The organism is Carboxylicivirga sp. M1479, assembly GCF_007097485.1.
Lineage (GTDB): Bacteria > Bacteroidota > Bacteroidia > Bacteroidales > Marinilabiliaceae > Carboxylicivirga.
The window spans coordinates 1-20,030 of the sequence record NZ_VKDE01000007.1 but is presented as its reverse complement, the minus strand read 5'-3'; the positions used below and the strand labels follow the sequence as shown (position 1 = coordinate 20,030).

The 20,030-nt window shown below is 38.2% G+C and carries 15 protein-coding genes; 12 read left to right on the top strand and 3 right to left on the bottom strand.

Going from position 1 to position 20,030, the window contains the following annotated elements:
- Positions 1-23 precede the first annotated feature (23 nt).
- On the bottom strand, positions 24-1,499 hold the full coding sequence (locus tag FNN09_RS06390) for a transporter substrate-binding domain-containing protein (RefSeq protein ID WP_143300669.1): 1,476 nt from the start codon (positions 1,497-1,499) through the stop codon (positions 24-26).
- A 347-nt stretch (positions 1,500-1,846) separates the two neighbouring features.
- On the opposite strand from FNN09_RS06390, the gene FNN09_RS06385 reads away from it, so the two are divergent.
- Positions 1,847-3,820, top strand: a complete 1,974-nt coding sequence (locus FNN09_RS06385; RefSeq protein ID WP_143300668.1) for an OmpA family protein — start codon at positions 1,847-1,849, stop codon at positions 3,818-3,820.
- Between the two features lie 58 nt (positions 3,821-3,878).
- On the opposite strand, the gene FNN09_RS06380 is transcribed toward FNN09_RS06385, so the two are convergent.
- On the bottom strand, positions 3,879-4,325 hold the full coding sequence (locus FNN09_RS06380) for a small multi-drug export protein (RefSeq protein ID WP_143300667.1): 447 nt from the start codon (positions 4,323-4,325) through the stop codon (positions 3,879-3,881).
- Positions 4,326-4,663: 338 nt separating this feature from the next.
- Positions 4,664-5,662 (bottom strand): bile acid:sodium symporter family protein, encoded by a 999-nt coding sequence (locus FNN09_RS06375; protein WP_143300666.1) that lies wholly within the window; start codon positions 5,660-5,662, stop codon positions 4,664-4,666.
- 172 nt (positions 5,663-5,834) lie between these two features.
- Between FNN09_RS06375 and FNN09_RS06370 the strand changes: the two genes are divergently transcribed.
- The 11 genes from FNN09_RS06370 (at position 5,835) to FNN09_RS06320 (ending at position 19,872) form a co-directional block, all read left to right on the top strand.
- Complete coding sequence (locus FNN09_RS06370; protein ID WP_143300665.1) at positions 5,835-7,004, top strand: AIR synthase related protein; 1,170 nt, start codon at positions 5,835-5,837, stop codon at positions 7,002-7,004.
- A gap of 75 nt (positions 7,005-7,079) precedes the next feature.
- Positions 7,080-8,165 (top strand): peptide chain release factor 1, encoded by a 1,086-nt coding sequence (gene prfA / locus FNN09_RS06365; RefSeq protein WP_143300664.1) that lies wholly within the window; start codon positions 7,080-7,082, stop codon positions 8,163-8,165.
- A gap of 93 nt (positions 8,166-8,258) precedes the next feature.
- Positions 8,259-9,086 (top strand): orotidine-5'-phosphate decarboxylase, encoded by an 828-nt coding sequence (pyrF, locus tag FNN09_RS06360; RefSeq protein ID WP_143300663.1) that lies wholly within the window; start codon positions 8,259-8,261, stop codon positions 9,084-9,086.
- 121 nt (positions 9,087-9,207) lie between these two features.
- Positions 9,208-10,479 carry a DUF2851 family protein gene (locus FNN09_RS06355; protein WP_143300662.1) on the top strand — a complete coding sequence of 424 codons (1,272 nt, stop codon included), beginning with the start codon at positions 9,208-9,210 and terminating at the stop codon, positions 10,477-10,479.
- A complete protein-coding gene (locus FNN09_RS06350; RefSeq protein WP_143300661.1) occupies positions 10,467-11,537 on the top strand; it encodes a TrkA family potassium uptake protein in 1,071 nt (356 codons plus the stop codon). The genes FNN09_RS06355 and FNN09_RS06350 overlap by 13 nt, the downstream gene beginning before the upstream one ends.
- A 180-nt stretch (positions 11,538-11,717) precedes the next feature.
- The gene (locus FNN09_RS06345; protein WP_143300660.1) at positions 11,718-12,305 is read left to right on the top strand and encodes a hypothetical protein; all 588 of its coding nucleotides are present in this window, start codon (positions 11,718-11,720) and stop codon (positions 12,303-12,305) included.
- Between the two features lie 140 nt (positions 12,306-12,445).
- Positions 12,446-12,715 (top strand): 30S ribosomal protein S15, encoded by a 270-nt coding sequence (rpsO, locus tag FNN09_RS06340; protein WP_143300659.1) that lies wholly within the window; start codon positions 12,446-12,448, stop codon positions 12,713-12,715.
- A gap of 309 nt (positions 12,716-13,024) precedes the next feature.
- Positions 13,025-15,166 carry a polyribonucleotide nucleotidyltransferase gene (gene pnp / locus FNN09_RS06335; RefSeq protein ID WP_143300658.1) on the top strand — a complete coding sequence of 714 codons (2,142 nt, stop codon included), beginning with the start codon at positions 13,025-13,027 and terminating at the stop codon, positions 15,164-15,166.
- A gap of 101 nt (positions 15,167-15,267) precedes the next feature.
- A complete protein-coding gene (locus tag FNN09_RS06330) occupies positions 15,268-15,747 on the top strand; it encodes a hypothetical protein (protein WP_143300657.1) in 480 nt (159 codons plus the stop codon).
- Positions 15,748-15,757: 10 nt separating this feature from the next.
- Entirely contained in the window at positions 15,758-17,878 is a 2,121-nt protein-coding gene (locus FNN09_RS06325; RefSeq protein WP_143300656.1) for a prolyl oligopeptidase family protein, read from the top strand.
- A 269-nt stretch (positions 17,879-18,147) separates the two neighbouring features.
- Positions 18,148-19,872, top strand: a complete 1,725-nt coding sequence (locus tag FNN09_RS06320) for a hypothetical protein (protein WP_143300655.1) — start codon at positions 18,148-18,150, stop codon at positions 19,870-19,872.
- Positions 19,873-20,030 lie beyond the last annotated feature (158 nt).

The following is a 20,030-nucleotide window of genomic DNA, read 5'->3' as shown; positions in this document are numbered from 1 at the left end:
ATTTTTCGGTAAAGAGCATTTACCTATTCCTTTATAAAGGTTTTGTAATGCTCATACCGTTCAAATATTTGACGAACGTAGGTATAAGGCTCAGTGCCTCTAAGGTAACCGAACTTAACCGCCGAATCGTTAAAATTCTTAGGGTAGCGCAATGCCAAAATCATCTTCTCCACATTATCATCCCAAACATCAGGATCCAATTGGTACTTTTTGGCCAATCGACGTGCATCGGCAACATGGCCAAAACCACAATTATAAGCGGCAAACGTAAACTTTATCTGCTGAACAGAATCCTCCACAGCCTCGTAACGCTTCAAAAGCTGCCCCAAATAACGGACACCTGCATCCATACTAAGTTCTGGATTACTGCGCCATTGCAAACCAAGGTCTTTAGCGGTAGCAGGCATAATTTGCATTAAACCAACTGCCCCTGCCCAGGATACGGCCGATGAATTAAATTTAGATTCCTGATACACCTGAGAAGCCAACAAACGCCAGTCCCAACCTATTTTTTCCGCTTCCTTTTTAAACAATTCATCATACTTACTGATTTGATTCTGCTTTAAACTGTAAAAATCGCTATTCACGCGGCGGCGGTAGTCTTTTTTGCTTTTGTAATACTTGTTGTAAATAACGTAGTATTCACTTTTCTTTTTATAGGGCACAAGCCACTCGTTGATTTTATCACGTAACTGTGGTGATGATTGACGAACGACCCAAGCCATATTTTGAGTCATACTTAACGATACATCCACATTTAAAACAGGAAAATATGAAGCCATTAAATTGGCAATATTTAAGTCCGCTACGGTTTGTTTGATTTGCCCCTCAGCCACCTTTTCTATAATTTCTTCTGTAGTATAATCTCCTGGTAGGGTATCAATAAATATTTCTCCACCTATTTCCTCTGCCAGGTTTTCCAAACGCATATGGTACGATGAGTGAGCTCTAACCGACACTGTATCTCCCATTAATTCAATGGCATCATGCAGTAACGATTCTTCTATTTTCTTCCAATGTAGTTCATACCAGTTGTCGGGCATCTTTTGCACCAAAACTTGTTTGCTACTGTATAAAGGTTTGGTAAAACTTACAAAGGATTTTCTCTTACTCGTTTCAGTTAAGCCATGTGCTATTAAGTCAACATCTCCTCTATTTAAATAGAAGAACATGCTATCAATACTATCTACAATCCGTAAATCAACTTTTAAATCTTGCGATTCGGCAAACTTCTCTAAAAGCTCATATTCAAAACCCATGGGCCTACCTTTGTATAAAAAATAACTAGTACCGCTATAGGTAGTCAACACTTTTAGAACACCATCATCTTTTATATCGTCCCAATCGCGCTCAAATGAAAATTGAGAACCTGTAATATCAACTTGTACAGCTGGTTTTTCCTGCTTCTTTTTAGTCGCTACTGATTGATCACTCTTACTATTGCATGCTAATAATAAGGCACAAAGTAGCCCCACTATAATTTTATTGAATACATTCATATGCTTTGGTTTAGGTTATAAACACCCCTAAAAATATTATTTCTTTCTTAGTACTCCAATTTAACTTGACTAGCTGATGTGTTTCAACGATTAAAATCACTTTACCCCTTACACCCCTATCATAAAAACTGTAACATTGAGCTAATTGTACCATTGCTTGAGTAAAACCACTAAGAGTTGATTAGCTAAACGAACAAAAGTAAATGAGCGCATATGCAAAACAACTGATCCCACTTAATGTTGCATAATTGCATATTTGATAGGCTTAACAATAAAAGCTTTCCATTATCGTTTTTTATGTGTCTAATTATTATTTATTTTTGGTTCATCAATATAAAAAGAACCTAATGCCCATATTCAAAGGATATTTCAAACTCTATACTTTTCTACTCTTATCAGCGATCATGCTCACAGGGTGCATTGGAGGCAGCAAACTCGGCAATGCCAACAAAGCCTACTTGATTGGTGAATATGACAGAGCGGCTGTTCAGTTTAAAAAAGCATACCGAAAAGAAAAGAATAAATACACGCAAGGTGAAATTTCCTATTATTTGGGTGAGTGTTACAGATTAACCAATCGACCAAAAAAAGCTCATTCGCAATACAAACGTGCCGTACGATATAAATATGAAAGAGCAGATGCTGGCTTATATCTGGGTGATTGCCTGCTAGCATCGCAAAAATACGAAGAGGCCATTGCAGCCTACGAGGCCTATCTGCAAAAAGAACCCTTAGACAAACGTGCTCATAACGGCATTGCATCGTGCAAGTTAGCTCAGAACGACTCGATTGTTACACGATATACCGTAAACAAAGTAAAAAAATTAAGCAACACCCGATACAGTGATTTTTCGCCAGGCTATTCAAGTAGTGATTATGATCAGGTCTACTTCTCATCGATGCGCACCGAAAAAAAGAAACGCAAGAAGAGTAGAATTACTGGCCAGGGCGGATCGAACATTTACATGGCTAAAATAGATGCCAAAGGAGAATGGACTGATCCTGAAATACTGGATGAGATTATTAATTCGGAATTTGACGAAGGTAGCGCCACAATGTCGGCCGATGGCAAAAGCATGTATTTCACGCGTTGCAGCTATGATAACGAACAGGCCAGAAGTGCCGAAATGTATTCAACCAGCCGCTCTGGTGGCAAATGGGGAGAACCCAGTTTAATAACCATTGGTGGCGATAGCTTATTGGTTGCTCATCCTGCTATTTCTTTCGATGGCGAAACACTTTACTTCGTTAGCGATATGCCAGGTGGCAAAGGAGGCAAAGATATTTGGAAATCGAAAAAAGGTGGCGATAGTGGCTGGGGAGAACCCGTTAACATGGGCAGTGTTATTAATACAGCAGGTGACGAAATGTTCCCATCAACACGCATGGATGGTTCTTTATATTTCAGTTCCAATGCGCATGTGGGCTATGGTGGCTTAGACATTTATAGAGCTGCCTTTGATGAGGACAAACAAGATTGGGTGGTACATAACCTTGGACGCCCCATTAATAGTGATGCCGATGATTTTGGCATTGCCTTTAAAGGCATTGAAGAAGCTGGCCTATTCAGTTCCTCACGTGGTAGTTCCAAAGGTGTTGATAACATTTATGAATTCAGTCTTCCTAAGCTCGAATTTAGCATGAAAGGGCTTGTTTATAGTCAGAAAGACGAAGAACCTATTTCAGAAGCTTACCTCCGATTGATTGGAACGGATGGAGCAAACGTAAAACTCAACATTAGAAACGATGGTACTTTTGGAGCCAAGTTATCGCCCCAAACTGAATATGTGTTCATGGTCGCTTCCAAAGGATTCTTCAACTACAAGCATAAACTTTCAACAGTAGGTCTTGGCAACAATAAAGAGTTTGACTTTGAAGTAGGCATGATGCCTATGGAAGATGCTATCATCTTAAAAAACATCAACTTCGGCAAAGAAGATGCAACATTAAATATTGATGCTCAACAAGAACTAGATCGTTTGACAGCTATCCTCGGCATGAATCAAGAAATTGTGTTAGAAATAGTGGCGCATGCCTCTGGCGAAGGCGCAGGAGCAAAAGCTGTTGTTTTATCACAGAAGAGAGCGCAGGCAGTAATGGAATATTTAATGGCAAAAGGCATTAAAACAGAACGCTTATCGGCCAAAGGCATTGGCGATACCGAACCAATGACTGTTAACAAACGACAAGCAAAGAAATATAAATTCCTGGATGAAGGAGATGTTTTATCTCAACGTTTTATCAAACAAATAAGGAGTAATTCAAACAAAGAGGCTGCACACAACATAAACAGGCGCATTGAGTTTCGTATTAAAGAGTAGTTACTTTTAAAATAGTGCTGAGCAAAACCCCGAATAACACCAAGGGAAGAAAAGATATTTAGTTCTTGAAAGTAGATTTAAACAACAGAACCAATGGTTCTGAGAGATAAGTAATTCCAAAGGACCAAAGAACGATACCCAACAATAAATAATACAGAAATTTTCGTGTGTCGTTTAATATCGTCATCCCGATAATTAAAGCGATAAAAGGTCCAAGCAAGCCAGTTACCATCAAGCCAAGCCCGTGTACCCCATACTTCTCCATCCACAAGGAGAACTTAGCTTTTTTTTGCTCAAAGGTCTTACTGCCATACTTATCCATTAACCACTTACGAAATGGCTCGCCCGAAAAATAAACTAATAAAGCTGACGAGATAGCACCCAATGAAACCAAAGAAGCAATTAACAAGGGTTTTACCCCCAATGCTATCCCCACAGGAATACCTTTATAAATACCAGTAGCCCCTGCCAAATAAACCGCTATATACTTCCCTATTTCCTCCATATTATACCAATTAAATATTAAAATGCGCTGGTATAATGCCGATACATATTCAAAGTGCTTTTATAAGTGAAACAAACTGAAGGCGCATTTTGAATAGTAATCGGTATTATTTCAAAAAGGCTGCAAAACTAATCAATAAATTGCAATCAACAGCTCTATAAAAACAACAAATAGCATACTTCTCTTCGGTTCTTTATTGGCTCTGCTTCGTATACGCTTCGTACCTGCATCGTATCTGCGTCGGGTTAACCTCGCTCCTAGCGAGCTTGAACCAATAAAAACCCCTACTTATTTCGTAGCAAACTCATACGTAACATTAGGCACTTTAAACAAAACTTTTATTTAAAATTGATAATTCCACCTTGCTCCTGCGCCTTTCCCTTGTGCCCCATCCGCTGCGCAATCACACTTACAATAATCAGTTGAAATGAATGATAAAGCATTATGGGCATTAAAAACAAGCCTTGCCCAGCGGCGTTTTCGAACAGTACTTTTGAAAAGACAGTACCATGTACCAATGATTTTTTAGAACCGCAAAAAACAGCTGTAATTTTATCTTCACGACTAAAGCCCAGCCAACGCGACACTATACTTATTAATAGGTATACCACAAAAAACAGCGCTAAAGTAGCAATGCTAATCAGTAAAATATCGAACAAACTAATGGCATCGAACAGACCTGCTGAAAAGGACTGACTAAAACTTTTATACACAATCAACAGTATCACGCTTTTATCGAAAAGGGCCAGTTTTTTCAAATGTTTTTTAACCCAAGAACCCAAATATTTATTTAAAAATAATCCAGCAATAACTGGCAATAAAATCTGCAGGATTAAACTCGATACGACAGATGAAAAGTCAAACACCTCTCCGTTAGCTTGCCAAAACAAGCCCATCCATAAAGGTGTAACAACAATGCCTATCAAACCCGATATACTGGCATTAAATATGGCCCCAGCCATGTTGCCTTTGGCCATTACCACCATTACCACCGATGAAGATACTGTAGAAGGCAAGGCTGCTAAGAAAAACATGGCTAACCAAATCTGGTGCTGTTCTTCCGTTTTTAACAGAGGCAAAAAAGCAATTACTAGTAGAGGAAATAATACAAACGTCGATAACTGAATAACCAAATGAAGTTTATAATTACTCAAGCCCTCTCTCATTTGTTTAGGACTCAACTTTAAGCCATAAAAAAAGAAGATGAGTGTGATTCCTACATCTGTTAACTGCTTCAAATTAGCATGACCACTGTATGTACCTCCTTGCGGAAACAGCCATGCAGCAAGAAGCATCAGCAAAAGTCCAATTATAAAACCATCAATTTTCTTGAGCATCATCATTTTTATTAGATGGTAAAAATAATGAAATAAGCTTTGCAAAATGACACCTTAAATTTTATACATCTGAGCATATCTACCAACATATTTGCTTCTTTTTTGATGATGCCGAAAGATTGTACTATTTTTGCACTCCGAAATAGGTTAAAAAACTGATAAATTAATACTTGTGAGCTCAGATTCGAGATACAACCTAAGAGGCGTTTCAGCCTCCAAAGAAGACGTACACAACGCAATCAAAAACATTGATAAAGGCGTATTTCCGCAGGCATTTTGCAAAATCGTTCCTGACATACTAGGTGGCGATGATGAATATTGTAACATTATGCATGCCGATGGTGCAGGTACAAAGTCGTCATTGGCTTATATGTACTGGAAAGAAACGGGTGATGTTTCCGTATGGAAAGGTATTGCTCAAGATGCCATTATCATGAATGTGGATGATTTATTATGTGTAGGTGCTACTGAGAATATTTTGGTTTCATCAACCATTGGGCGTAACAAGAACCTGATTCCTGGCGAAGTACTTTCAGCGATCATCAATGGTACTGATGAACTTTTAGCAGAATTACGCGAAATGGGCATCAGCATTTTCCCTACTGGCGGAGAGACTGCCGATGTGGGTGATTTGGTGAGAACAATAATTGTGGATAGCACGGTTACCTGTCGTATGAAACGTAGCGAGGTGATTTCCAACGACACCATTCAGGATGGTGATGTAATTGTTGGTCTTTCATCATCGGGTCAAGCAACCTACGAAACAGAATACAACGGAGGCATGGGAAGTAACGGATTAACATCTGCCCGCCACGATGTATTTGCAAAGTATTTGGCTGAAAAATACCCAGAAAGCTTTGATGGCTCTGTTCCTGCAGAATTAGTTTATTCAGGGAATTATCAACTTACCGATTCGGTTAAGGAGTCGCCAATTGACGCAGGTAAATTAGTTCTTTCGCCAACGCGTACTTATGCGCCTGTGGTGAAAAAAGTACTTGACGAAATGCGAAGCGACATCCATGGCATGGTGCATTGTTCTGGTGGTGCTCAAACCAAAGTATTACACTTTGTAGAAAATGTGCACATCATCAAGGATAACATGTTTGATGTACCTCCTCTTTTCAAAACAATTCATGAAGAATCAGGAACAGACTGGAAAGAGATGTACAAAGTATTTAACATGGGACATCGCTACGAAATATACCTATCTCCTGAAAAAGCAGATAAGGTAATCGAAATTGCCAAGTCATTTAATATCGATGCTCAAATCGTTGGTCGCGTGGAAACTCACGACGGCAAAAAGCTGACCATTGAAAGTGAGTTTGGCACTTTTGAATACTAGTCATCGTTGATGACTTTGAAAATGACAGAGTTTAAAGCTGCTGTCAATTGTTTAATGCTTGTCAACAACTAAAATATGGCAAAACACGATTTACTAGAAAAACTAGAAGGTTTGCGACTGCGCTTTCTGGAGGTATCTGAACAGATTACCAACCCAGAAGTTATTACAGATACAAAAAGATACATAAAGTTGAATAAGGAATATTCTGAGCTTGAAAAAGTTGTTGCGGTTCGTGATGATTTTGAAAACACCTTAAAGAATATCGATTCAACCAAGGAGATGCTCAAAGAAGAGACTGATCCAGAGATGAAAGAAATGGCTAAGATGGAGCTGGACGAATTAGAGGCTAAATTGCCTGTAATGGAAGAGGAGATCAAGGTTCTGTTGATTCCTGCCGACCCGCAAGATGCTAAAAATGCTGTGCTTGAAATTAGAGCTGGTACAGGTGGTGACGAAGCCAGTATTTTTGCTGGTGAGCTAGCACGTATGTACACTAAATATTGCCAGGATAAAGGATGGCGTGTTGAAGTAACCAATAGTAATGAGGGTACTTCGGGTGGATTCAAAGAGATTGTAATGAATGTTACAGGTAATGGCGTATATGGTATTTTAAAATATGAATCTGGCGTACACCGCGTTCAGCGTGTGCCACAAACCGAAACACAAGGTCGTGTTCACACCTCTGCTGCTACAGTAGCTGCACTGCCAGAAGCGGAAGAATTTGACATCGAACTACGTACCGAAGACATTCGTAAAGATACATACTGTGCATCAGGACCCGGTGGACAGTCGGTTAACACAACTTACTCAGCCATTCGATTAACGCACACGCCATCAGGCATTGTAGTTACTTGTCAGGATCAGAAATCACAGTTGAAAAACCTGGATAAGGCGATGACCGAATTACGTACACGCCTATATAACCTGGAATACCAAAAACATTTGGATGAGATTTCGTCTCAACGTAAAACTTTAGTATCGTCGGGTGACCGTTCGGCAAAAATTAGAACATACAACTATCCGCAGGGTCGTGTTACTGATCATCGTATCAACCTAACACTTTACAACCTACCTGCAGTTATGGATGGTGATATTCAGCAAATTATTGACAAGCTAATTGTTGAGGAAAATGCTGAACGATTGAAAGCTAACGAAATGTAATTTTTAGATAAAAGATTATAGATATAAGAAATAAGATCGGACACGGTACTACAGCTTAAATCTTGACATTTAACACATTGACACTTAGAAAATATGACATCACAAGAGCTTTTTGAAAACATTAAAAAGAAGAAGAGTTTTTTATGTGTGGGATTAGATACCGACATCAACAAAATTCCTCGTCACTTATTAGATACAACTGATCCTATTTTTGCTTTCAACAAGCAGATTATTGATGCAACTCACGATGTAACAGTAGCCTATAAACCAAACCTAGCGTTTTACGAAAGCTTGGGTGTTAATGGTTGGAACTCATTGGAGAAAACCGTTAACTACATCAAATACAATCATCCTGATATTTTTATTATTGCGGATGCCAAACGCGGTGATATCGGAAACACCTCTGCTATGTATGCCAAGGCGTTTTTCGATCACATGGAGTTTGACTCAGTAACCGTTGCTCCTTATATGGGTGAAGATTCAGTAAAGCCTTTCTTAACACATGTTGATAAGTGGGTAATCCTTTTGGCTCTTACATCAAACAAAGGTGCATTCGACTTCCAGTTTATGGAGGAGAATGACGAGAAGCTTTACGAAAAGGTAATTAAAACAAGTGCTACATGGGGAACTGAAGAGAACCTGATGTACGTAGTTGGTGCTACTAAAGCAGAGATGTTAGCTGACATTCGTAAAATTATTCCTAACCACTTTTTATTAGTACCAGGAGTTGGTGCCCAAGGCGGAAGCTTGGAAGAAGTGGCCAAAAATGGTATGAACAGCAAATGTGGTTTATTAGTAAATTCTAGTCGTGGCATTATCTACGCCAGCGATGCAGAAGACTTTGCTACAAAAGCACGTGAAAATGCCATTGCTGTGCAGCAAGACATGGAGAAGTTATTAAAAGAACACGGTTTAGTTTAATAGCTGAATTAAAAATATTTGAAAGCCCGTTACAGAAATGTTACGGGCTTTTTTATTGTTGGCTTAAACACTTGCACCTCAACTCAAAATAATTTAATTTGAGTGTTTAAACCAAACCTCTATGAATGAAGATTTTTTACATTTCATATGGCAGTATCGCCTTTACACACCTCAATTATCAACCACCGACAAACAAAGCATTGAGGTCATTCATCCAGGCACCAAAAATACCGATGGCGGCCCCGATTTCTTCAACGCAAAAATTAAGATAGACAACACGCTTTGGGCTGGCAATGTTGAAATTCATCAAGATGAAAAAGAATGGTATGCGCACCAGCATCATCACGACTCAACCTACGACAATGTAATTCTTCATGTGATTGAGAAAAAGGGTGAGAAAACTGTTAACTCGCAAAACAGAACAATACCCACCTTTCAAATGCAGGTGTCCAATGATTTGCAATCGAAATATCAACAGTTGTATCATAATGCCCTATGGGTTCCTTGTGCCAATCACATTAGCAAAGTTGATAAATTTATTCTGCAACAATGGATTGACAGACTATTAATTGAGCGGCTTGAACAGAAAAACGAGTTAATCAAGGGCTTACTTCAAGCCCACCAAAACAACTGGGATCAGGTACTCTTCATTTTACTATCGCGTAGTTTTGGCTTTGGCATTAACGGCCAACCATTTGAAATGATGGCGCGACAAACACCACTTACCACCCTATTAAAACATGCTGATAACTTATTTCAGATAGAAGCCATTCTATATGGTCAAGCAGGCTTTTTAAGTAAAAGTGAACTCAACGATGAATACATCTACTCACTTAGAAAAGAGTACAAATTCCTTAAGCTAAAGTATGGCTTAAATCCTATTAAGGCACATTTATGGAAATTTCTAAGGCTAAGACCTGGCAACTTTCCGACTATACGCCTGGCTCAATTGGCAATGCTCATTCATAAAACACATGGTCAGTTTGAGCCCCTCCTTTCAATAGACAAAAGCATGCAGCAATTCGAATCCTTAAACATTGAAACATCGGACTACTGGACTACACACTACAAGTTTGGCAGTACAAGTAAGAAAATATCCAAGAAGCAACTCGGGAAAGCATCGCAACAACGCATTGTTTACAACACTATTCTTCCCTATCTGTTTATTTATGCGGCAAAACACAACAATCAAGAACAAAAAGAAAAAATCATTGACTATCTTTATCAGCAAGTAAATGAGAAGAATGCTACGCTTAATAAGTGGAATGAATTAGGTGTTAAATCAGAAAATGAAGCACAGGCGCAAGCATTACTCTTCTTAAAAAAGAATTATTGCGACAGCAAGAAATGCTTAAACTGCCAAATTGGACATAAGGTTTTATGCAAAACATAGAAAACAACACAGTATATCACGATACGATTAAGGCATTATTGACCGCAGGTGGACTATTGGTTCTAACTATTGCCATTGGCTCTTCTGGCTTTATGCTAATTGAAGGCTATCGTTTTGTCGACGCAGTTTATATGACGGTTATCACGATGGCTACTGTTGGCTTTCGCGAAGTGGTTCCTTTAACTGACCCAGGTAAGATTTTTACCGTTTTTCTTATTATTTTTAGCTTAGGAATTTTCGGTTACGTTATTACGCAGGTAACACGTATTATTTTCGAAGGCGTATTACATCAATCCTATAAAGCATACCAGTTGAGAAAGAAAATTGTAAAATTAGAAGACCATGTGATTGTTTGTGGCTTTGGTCGCAATGGATACCAGGCATGTGTTGAACTAGCTGAGCATGGGGAAAAATTTGTAATTGTTGAAAAACGCGACCATGTGGTATCAAGGATTCTGGAAGATCCTGAACTACTATACGTACAGGGCGATGCTAGCTCCGAAGAAGTACTGGATGCCGCTCAAATTAGAAATGCAAGAGCACTTATAACTGCTCTACCAAATGATGCGGACAACATGTTTGTGGTGTTAACAGCGGCTGAAATGAACCCCTCGTTAAAAATAATCAGTAGGGCAAGTGACTTTAGATCAGACACAAAACTAAGGCGTGCAGGAGCTACCAACGTAATTATGCCAGATAGGATTGGCGGTCAGCGAATGGCGAAGCTTGTGACGCAACCCGATGTAGTTGAATTTATCGAATACATTCTATTACAACAGTCGAAAGATGTACAATTAATGGAAATTGACTGTAACAAGCTTGCAGTAAGCAACTATAAAAAAACAATTAGAGAATTGCGTCTAAGAGAAAAATCAGGTGCTAATTTAGTGGGTATAAAAACAGCCGAAGGAGCATACTTATTTAATCCATCTCCCGACATAGAAATTACGCCTGCTGATAAATTATTTGTACTTGGTTCTCCTACTCAAATTGAACAATTCGAAACAATATTAACAAGTCCACAAGAAACAATAAGCAACTCAACAACTGTAGTTTAAAAGACAAATACTCTTCATTACACAAAAGATTATTATAGAGTTTCTATAACCTTTCAAGCAGTTTAGAGTATACTAATTCTTATATCACTCAACAAAAAATGTTAACCTCTGTTAATTTTGGTTCGCTTTTTGATAGTTGTCAAACGTAATTTTAATTGAAAACCCAAATACTTATAAGTTATGAATACAAAGAATTTTTTTGGAGCCCTTGTTTTAACTCTTGCCTTAGTTGGTGGTTTAAACAGCTGTAAATCGAAAGAAAAAGTTGCTACTAATAATGAAGTAGGTCAAATTTTGGAAGATATGCCTTGTGAGGACAAAGGTAGATCAGACAAAAACTATTTTCGTGCAAGCGCCATGGCTACTAGTTCAGATCTAAGTTTGGCTGAAGAAAAAGCATTATTAAATGCCAAACAAAGATTAGTAACCTTAATTAGCTCTAATACTAAATCAGTAACTGATCGCTATGTAAATGAGCGCGAATTTGGTGATGCATCGGAATTTGAAGCTAAATTTGAGAACCTAACACGCGAGGTAGCTGACGAAACCATTTCTAATGTAGTAGTTGCCTGTCAGAAAAAAAGCGTACTTGCTAATGGTAAATACCGTGGTTTTGTAGCTGTTGAAGTTAGTAAAGAAGACATCTTAAACGGCATTGAAAACAAACTTTCAAACAATCAAAAGCTTCAGGTTGATTACGACAAAGCTAAATTCGAAGAAATTTTCAATCAGGAAATGGAGAAAATGGCCGAAGAACGTGGTTACTAAGCATTAGTAGAAAAAAGATGAAAGGACAGGTTAAGACTTCTTAATCTGTCCTTTTTTGTAAAAAACTAGTATTCATTCGCTTGCCTCAATCAAATTAATACTTATCTTTGCACCCGCAAAATATATTTAAATAAAGTATTATGTACTTAACAGCAGAAAAAAAGCAAGAAATCTTCGAGAAGTACGGAAAGTCGAATTCTGATACTGGTTCAACTGAGGGCCAGATTGCATTATTTTCATACCGTATTGCTCATTTGACTGAACACTTAAAGTCAAATCGTAAAGATTATAGCACGCAACACGCATTAATTAAGTTGGTAGGTAAGCGTCGTAGCTTACTTGACTACTTAAAGAAAAAAGATATCATCAGATATCGTGAGCTAATTGCCGACTTAGGAATTCGTAAGTAAGCAATTTGAAAAACATTTCAAGAGCAATCATTTTTATGGTTGCTCTTTTTTTTTGTCCGATAAACTCTCCTCCAAAAGCAATCACACATCGTTCGGTACTTTCTCACTGCACGACACCCCCCATTTCAAACTACTAATAATTACTAAATTACAAGAACCAAAAGAACTCTACCCACAATGGCTAAGGCAATTCTTTAGCAAAACAGCTTTTTGTATCTAAAAACTAATGGCTTATAATTATCGTAATCAAAGTTTAATACATATCTTTGGCGCGATAATAGAAGGATAAAAAAAGATAAGAAAATTGTCATGATTAAACCATTAGAAAAAGTTATTGATCTCGGTGATGGCAGAACAATTACCATTGAAACTGGTAAATTAGCTAAACAAGCTGACGGCTCGGTAGTCGTAAAAATGGGTGATACCTATTTATTAGCAGCAGTTACTTCTGCAAAGGATGCAAAGCCTGATGTAGATTTTATGCCGCTAACTGTTGAATACAAAGAAAAATATGCTGCTGTAGGACGTTTCCCTGGAGGTTTCCAAAAGAGAGAAGCTCGTCCATCAGATTATGAAATATTAGTGTCGCGTTTAATTGACCGCGCACTTCGTCCTCTTTTTCCAGAGGATTACCACGCTGATACATTCGTAACGGTTAACTTAATTTCTGCTGACAGTGAAGTTTCGCCAGATGCACTTGCAGGTTTAGCTGCTTCAGCTGCTTTAGCTGTGTCGGACATTCCGTTTAACGGTCCTATCTCCGAGTGTCGTGTTGCACGCATCAACGGAGAGATGAAAGTAAACCCAAGTATTTCTGAAATGGCTGACGCCGATATGGACATTATTGTTGCCGCTACTCTTGATAACATCATGATGGTAGAAGGTGAGATGTCTGAGGTATCAGAAGCTGACTTACTTGAAGGTATGAAAGTGGCGCACGAGGCTATTAAGGCTCAGTGTCAGGCACAAATCGAAATGATGGAAGCTCTTGGTAAAACTGAGAAGCGCGAATACTGTCATGAAGATAACGATGAAGAGTTACGTGAGAAAGTTTGGAAAGCAACTTATGACAAGGCCTACGATGTAGCCAAGTCTGCTAACCCAAACAAGCACGAACGCATTGATGGATTCGGTGCTATCTGTGAAGAGTTTATTGCAGATAACTATGGAGAAGACGATGAAATCCCAACAGGATTAATAAAAAAATACTACCACGACGTAGAGAAAGAAGCTGTTCGTAAAGTTGTATTAGATGAAAAGGTTCGTTTAGATGGTCGTAAGACTGATGAAATCAGACCTATCTGGAGTGAAATCGACTATTTACCAGGACCTCATGGATCTGCCGTATTTACACGTGGTGAAACTCAGTCATTAACAACTGTGACATTGGGTACCAAAATGGATGAGAAATTAGTTGATGATGTAATGAATAAGAGTTACGATCGTTTCCTTTTACATTACAACTTCCCTCCTTTCTCAACTGGCGACGCTCGCCCAGCACGTGGAATCAGCCGTCGTGAGATTGGCCATGGTAACCTGGCTTACCGTGCATTAAAACGCATGATGCCAGAAGAGTATCCTTATACAGTACGTATTGTATCGGATATCCTTGAATCAAATGGTTCATCATCAATGGCAACTGTTTGTGCTGGTACTTTAGCACTTATGGATGCAGGTGTTCCTGTTAAAAAGCCAGTTTCTGGTATTGCTATGGGATTAATCACTGATACAGAATCAGGTAAATTTGCCGTTCTTTCAGATATCCTTGGTGACGAAGACCACTTGGGTGACATGGACTTTAAAGTAACTGGTACACGCGATGGTATTACAGCTACTCAAATGGATATTAAGGTTGATGGTTTATCATACGAAGTTTTAGAGCAGGCATTAAACCAGGCAAAAGCTGGTAGAATGCACATCCTTGACAAACTGGATGAGACCATTACTGAGCCTCGTGAAGATTACAAACCACATGCTCCACGTATCGTGAGCATCGATATCCCTAAAGATATGATTGGTTCAGTAATCGGACCTGGTGGAAAAATCATTCAGGAGATTCAAGCAACAACAGAGACAGTAATTACAATTGAAGAAGATGGTGATGTAGGACATGTAGCTATCTCGGCCTCTAACAAAGAGTCAATTGACGCTGCCCTTGCAAAAGTAAAAGCCATTGTAGCAGTACCTGAGGTTGGTACAATCTACAAAGGAAAAGTGAAGTCGATTGTACCATTCGGAGCTTTTGTTGAAGTACTTCCGGGTAAAGATGGTCTTCTTCATATTTCTGAAATTGAGTGGAAGCGACTTGAGAAAGTTGAAGATGCTCTTAAAGAAGGAGAAGAAGTTGAAGTCAAGTTAATTGAAATCGACCAACGCTCAGGTAAATTAAAGCTTTCTCGTAAAGTTTTATTGCCAAGACCAGAGCGTAAAGAAAAACCTAAGAAAGATTAAGTAATTAATCATATATATAAAAGGCCAGCGACTTAGCTGGCCTTTTTTTGTTGTCCAATTTTCTTTTCGTATTTTACAATTTCATAGCACATAGAATTAACATGAAGTACCAAGAAGCATTTGATTTACTCAACGAGCAATTAAAGGACATTCCCAAGGCGCAAATTCGCTCAATGAGTTTATCGGTTCTACCCCGTTTAATGGATGTACTAGATCATAATCACACCAACTGTCCATACTGTCAAAAAATGAGCAAAGATGGAAGTCGCTACGTCCACAATATACGTCCCCTTTTTGAACAGGACATGAGTGTTAACAAGCATTTTGAGCAATGGGTTGAATCATCGCAAAAACACTTAAAAGCAGAGCACAATCAATATGTAAAAGGAAGAATTACATCGGCTTATGCCACTTATGGAATGGCCATAGGCACACTTATTGCGTTTGCCTATATTTATATCACAGGAGGTGAAACAAGCATTGGAGGCATCAGTATTGGTTGGACTTGCGGAATGTTAATTGGATACTTAAGCGGTAAAATTAAGGAACAAAGACTAGCGAAAAATAATCAACTCTATTAATTTCTTTATTATGAAAACTCATTTATCAGTACTTCTCATCCTACTCCTTATTATGACTGCCTGTAATTGCAATAAATCAACTTTCGATTACCCCGAAACGAAAAAAGGTGAAGTAGTTGACACTTATTTTGGCACTCAGGTAGAAGATCCATACCGCTGGCTCGAAGATGACAGATCAGAAGAAACTGCTCTTTGGGTAAAACAACAAAATAAGCTTACCAACTCGCACTTGGCTAGTATTCCTTTCAGGGATAAAATTAAAAATCGACTAACTGAAATATGGAACTATCCACGTACGTCGGCCCCCTTTAAGGCAGGAGACAACTATTTCTTTTCTAAGAACGACGGATTACAAAACCAAAGTGTATATTACATCCAGGAGTCATTAGAAAGTGAAGCACAAGTATTTCTCGATCCGAATACGCTATCTGAAGATGGCACTGTGTCGCTAACGAATTTCTCTGTTTCCAACGACGGAAAATATTTGGGTTATGGCATTTCACGAGGCGGTTCAGACTGGCGTGAATTCTTTATTAAAGACATTAAAAGCGGAGAGTTATTAAAAGATCATCTTCAGTGGATCAAATTTTCGGGTATTGCCTGGTACAAAGATGGATTCTTTTACAATCGCTACCCTACTCCGCTTAAAGGCGATGAACTTAAAGGCGAGAATACTAACAGCAAACTCTACTACCACAAAGTTGGCACCTCTCAAGATAAAGATGTTTTAATTTATGAAGACACACAAAATCCAGAATGGAGCTTTAGTGCCAATGTAACAGAAGATGAAAAGTTTTTGATTATTAGTGTCACTGAATCAACTTCGGGCAATGCACTTTATTTTAAAAATCTGGAAGACGATTCAGAAATAGTAAAGGTGATTAAAAGCTTTAATAAAGATTATTCAATTATCGATCATGTGAATGGAAAACTATGGATATACACCAACGATATGGCGCCAAAATATCAGGTTTTAGCCATAGATCCTGCGAGTCCTGATAGAGATAACTGGACCACTATTATTCCAGAGCACGCTAGTAATGTTTTGGTAAACACATCGATTGTTGGCCATAAAGTTTTTGCAAACTATCAACAGGATGCCCATTCAGCAATTAAGGTCTTTTCAATGACTGGAGAATCCTTATACGATGTTGAATTACCATCTGTAGGTACAGTTAGTGGCTTCTATGGCAAATCAGACGCTAAAGAAACATTCTTTACATTTTCATCATACACATACCCATCTGTAGTCTTCCGCTATAACATAGCCGACAATAAATCAACTGTATTCAGTCAAACGGATATTGACTTTGCAATTGACCAGTATGAAACCAAACAAATTAAGTACAAAAGTAAAGATGGCACAGAGGTACCCATGTTTATCGTGCACAAAAAAGGTATAGAGCTTAACGGTAAAAACCCAACCTGGCTATACGGTTATGGTGGTTTTAATATAAGTTTAAATCCGCGTTTTGATATCCGACGCTTATTGTGGCTTGAAAATGGTGGCGTATTTGCCGTAGCAAACATTAGAGGTGGCGGAGAGTACGGCGAAGAATGGCATAAAGCAGGTACTTTAACCAACAAGCAAAATGTATTTGATGATTTTATTTCAGCAGGACACTATTTAATCGACAATGGATATACTAAGCCTAAATACCTTGCCATACAAGGAGGTTCGAACGGTGGATTATTAGTTGGAGCTGTTATTAACCAGACACCTGATCTATTCAAAGTTGCCATTCCTCAAGTAGGTGTAATGGATATGTTAAGGTATCAACACTTTACCATCGGTAGATATTGGGCTACAGACTATGGCACAAGCGAAGATAGCCCTGAAATGTTTCAGTATCTGTATAAATACTCGCCAATACACAATATTAAGAAACATTTAAACTATCCTGCCGTAATGGTAACAACAGCCGATCATGATGATCGAGTGGTACCAGCACATTCATTTAAATACATTGCTACTTTGCAAAATACATATAAGGGGCAGCAACCAATGCTTATTCGAATAGAAACAGATGCTGGTCATGGTGCAGGAACGCCAACTTCGAAAACAATTGAAGAATGGACCGATTTATATTCTTTTACTTTTAAACAAATGGGTATTGAACCAATTTATTAAGTAATAAATCAATTACAAACAAAAATATAATTAACACATCGAGGCAGTTATGTTTATAAAAAGTTATAATTGTAACTGATAAGAAAGCTCGAAATAGAAGATTAAAACAGGTTTTTTGTGATTAAACAGAAATTTTTGTGTTATTTAATTATCTTTAATGATGGTTTTCGTCATTTAATGACGTAACTCTGTTTAATTTTTTAAAAACATTTTTAATTTTGCACGAAACACTGTAGATTAAGTAAAAAACAAATAATTGGGTAAACATTATGAAAAGAATTAGAATTTCTCTAATTGCATCTCTAGCTGTAGCAGCGTTGTTAGCTAGCTGTTCAGGTTTAGACAAAATGAACAAAGGTGCTAAAGACGTTAGTTATTCAGTCAATCCTCCTGTTTTGGAAGCGCATGCTGGCCAAGTAGATCTTGATGTGACTGTTCAGTTCCCTGAAAAATACTTTGATAAAAACACTAGCATTGAAGCAACACCTGTTTTAGTGTATGAAGGAGGAGAAACTGCTTTCCCATCATACCGCGTACAAGGTGAGAGCGTAGATGGTAACGACAAAGTAATTTCAAATGCAACAGGTGGTTCATTTACTTACAGTAACTCTGTAGCGTATAATGAAAACATGAGAGTTTCTGACCTTGTTGTTCGTATTAAAGCAACCAAAGGTGAAAAAACAATCGAATTTGACGATTACAAAATTGCTGATGGTGTTATCTCAACTTCAGAATTAGTTGCTGACCAAGGTGCTCAGTCGACTATTGGCGATGATGCTTTCCAAAGAATTATTGCTGAGGCTAAAACTGCAGATTTATTCTTCCTTATTCAGCAGACTAACATCCGTGGTACTGAATTGAAAAAAGAAGATATCGCAGCTCTTAAAGCTTTCATGAAAGACATTCAGGATGCTGACAACATTAACTTCAAAGGTGTTGACATTACTGCTTATGCTTCTCCAGACGGGCCAGCTGACTTGAATAGCAAATTAGCAACTCGTCGTGAAAAAGTAGCAAAAGACTATTTATCTCGCGAAATGAAAAAAGCAAAAGTTGAAGGTGGTAATGACGATGCTATGTATACTTTGAAAAACACTCCTGAAGACTGGGAAGGTTTCCAAGAATTAATGGCTAACTCTGACGTACAGGATAAAGAACTAATTTTACGTGTTCTTTCAATGTATAGCGATCCTGAAGTACGTGAGCGTGAAATCAGAAATATTTCTGAAACTTTCAGCGTAATTGCTGACGAGATTCTTCCTAAATTACGTCGTTCTCAAATGTCTATCAACGCTGAAGTGATTGGTAAGACTGATGAGGAAATCAAAGAACTAGCAGCTAACAACCCTAGCGAGTTAAATATTGAAGAAATTCTTTATGCTGCTACTTTAACTGAAGATTTAGACGAGCAATTAGCAATTTACAAAGCTGCTACTGTTAATGTTCCTCAGTGCTGGAGAGCTCAGAACAACGTAGGTTGTGTTCTTTATGCTAAAGGTGATATTGCTGGTGCAAAAACTGCTTTTGAAAAAGCTAACTCAATCAAAGCTGGTGTTGCTGAAGTAAACAACAACTTAGGTGTTATTGCTCTTCGCGAAGGTGATGTAGCTAAAGCTGAAGAATTCTTCGGTTCTGCTGCTGGTGCTGGTGCTGAGCTTGACAATAACTTAGGTATTGTTTCTATTCACAAAGGAGACTATGATGCAGCTATCCGTTACTTTGGTAACAGCACAAATTGCAACGCTGCTTTAGCTAAAATTTTAGCTACTAAATACGATGCTGCTCTTTCAACTATTAACGCTAACACTATGGAAGTAGGATTTAAATACTACTTAAAAGCGATTATTGGTGCAAGAACTGCTGAAAATGACATGATGTTCGACAGCTTACGTAAAGCTTGTGAGCTTGATGCTAAATTCAAAGCTGCAGCTACTTCAGATATGGAATTTGCTAAATTCTTCGAAGACGCAACTTTCAAGTCTATTGTTCAGTAATTAACAATTCTGAGATATAAAGAAAGAGGGTGTCCAAAATTACGGCATCCTCTTTTTTTATGTTTTAAAATTGAATCGCGTTTGTTAATATGCTATACCGCTGAGAGGCTGTAGTTGAGCTGGTATTTTGTTTTAAAGCTAGATATGGAGGCTATTAT

Excerpts from the sequence above, each read along its gene's own strand:
- FNN09_RS06390 (WP_143300669.1), bottom strand. The coding sequence starts at position 1,499 with ATGAATGTATTCAATAAAATTATAGTGGGGCTACTTTGTGCCTTATTA.
- FNN09_RS06385 (WP_143300668.1), top strand. The coding sequence starts at position 1,847 with ATGCCCATATTCAAAGGATATTTCAAACTCTATACTTTTCTACTCTTA.
- FNN09_RS06380 (WP_143300667.1), bottom strand. The coding sequence starts at position 4,325 with ATGGAGGAAATAGGGAAGTATATAGCGGTTTATTTGGCAGGGGCTACT.
- FNN09_RS06375 (WP_143300666.1), bottom strand. The coding sequence starts at position 5,662 with ATGCTCAAGAAAATTGATGGTTTTATAATTGGACTTTTGCTGATGCTT.
- prfA (WP_143300664.1), top strand. The coding sequence starts at position 7,080 with ATGGCAAAACACGATTTACTAGAAAAACTAGAAGGTTTGCGACTGCGC.
- pyrF (WP_143300663.1), top strand. The coding sequence starts at position 8,259 with ATGACATCACAAGAGCTTTTTGAAAACATTAAAAAGAAGAAGAGTTTT.
- FNN09_RS06355 (WP_143300662.1), top strand. The coding sequence starts at position 9,208 with ATGAATGAAGATTTTTTACATTTCATATGGCAGTATCGCCTTTACACA.
- FNN09_RS06350 (WP_143300661.1), top strand. The coding sequence starts at position 10,467 with ATGCAAAACATAGAAAACAACACAGTATATCACGATACGATTAAGGCA.
- FNN09_RS06345 (WP_143300660.1), top strand. The coding sequence starts at position 11,718 with ATGAATACAAAGAATTTTTTTGGAGCCCTTGTTTTAACTCTTGCCTTA.
- rpsO (WP_143300659.1), top strand. The coding sequence starts at position 12,446 with ATGTACTTAACAGCAGAAAAAAAGCAAGAAATCTTCGAGAAGTACGGA.
- pnp (WP_143300658.1), top strand. The coding sequence starts at position 13,025 with ATGATTAAACCATTAGAAAAAGTTATTGATCTCGGTGATGGCAGAACA.
- FNN09_RS06330 (WP_143300657.1), top strand. The coding sequence starts at position 15,268 with ATGAAGTACCAAGAAGCATTTGATTTACTCAACGAGCAATTAAAGGAC.
- FNN09_RS06325 (WP_143300656.1), top strand. The coding sequence starts at position 15,758 with ATGAAAACTCATTTATCAGTACTTCTCATCCTACTCCTTATTATGACT.
- FNN09_RS06320 (WP_143300655.1), top strand. The coding sequence starts at position 18,148 with ATGAAAAGAATTAGAATTTCTCTAATTGCATCTCTAGCTGTAGCAGCG.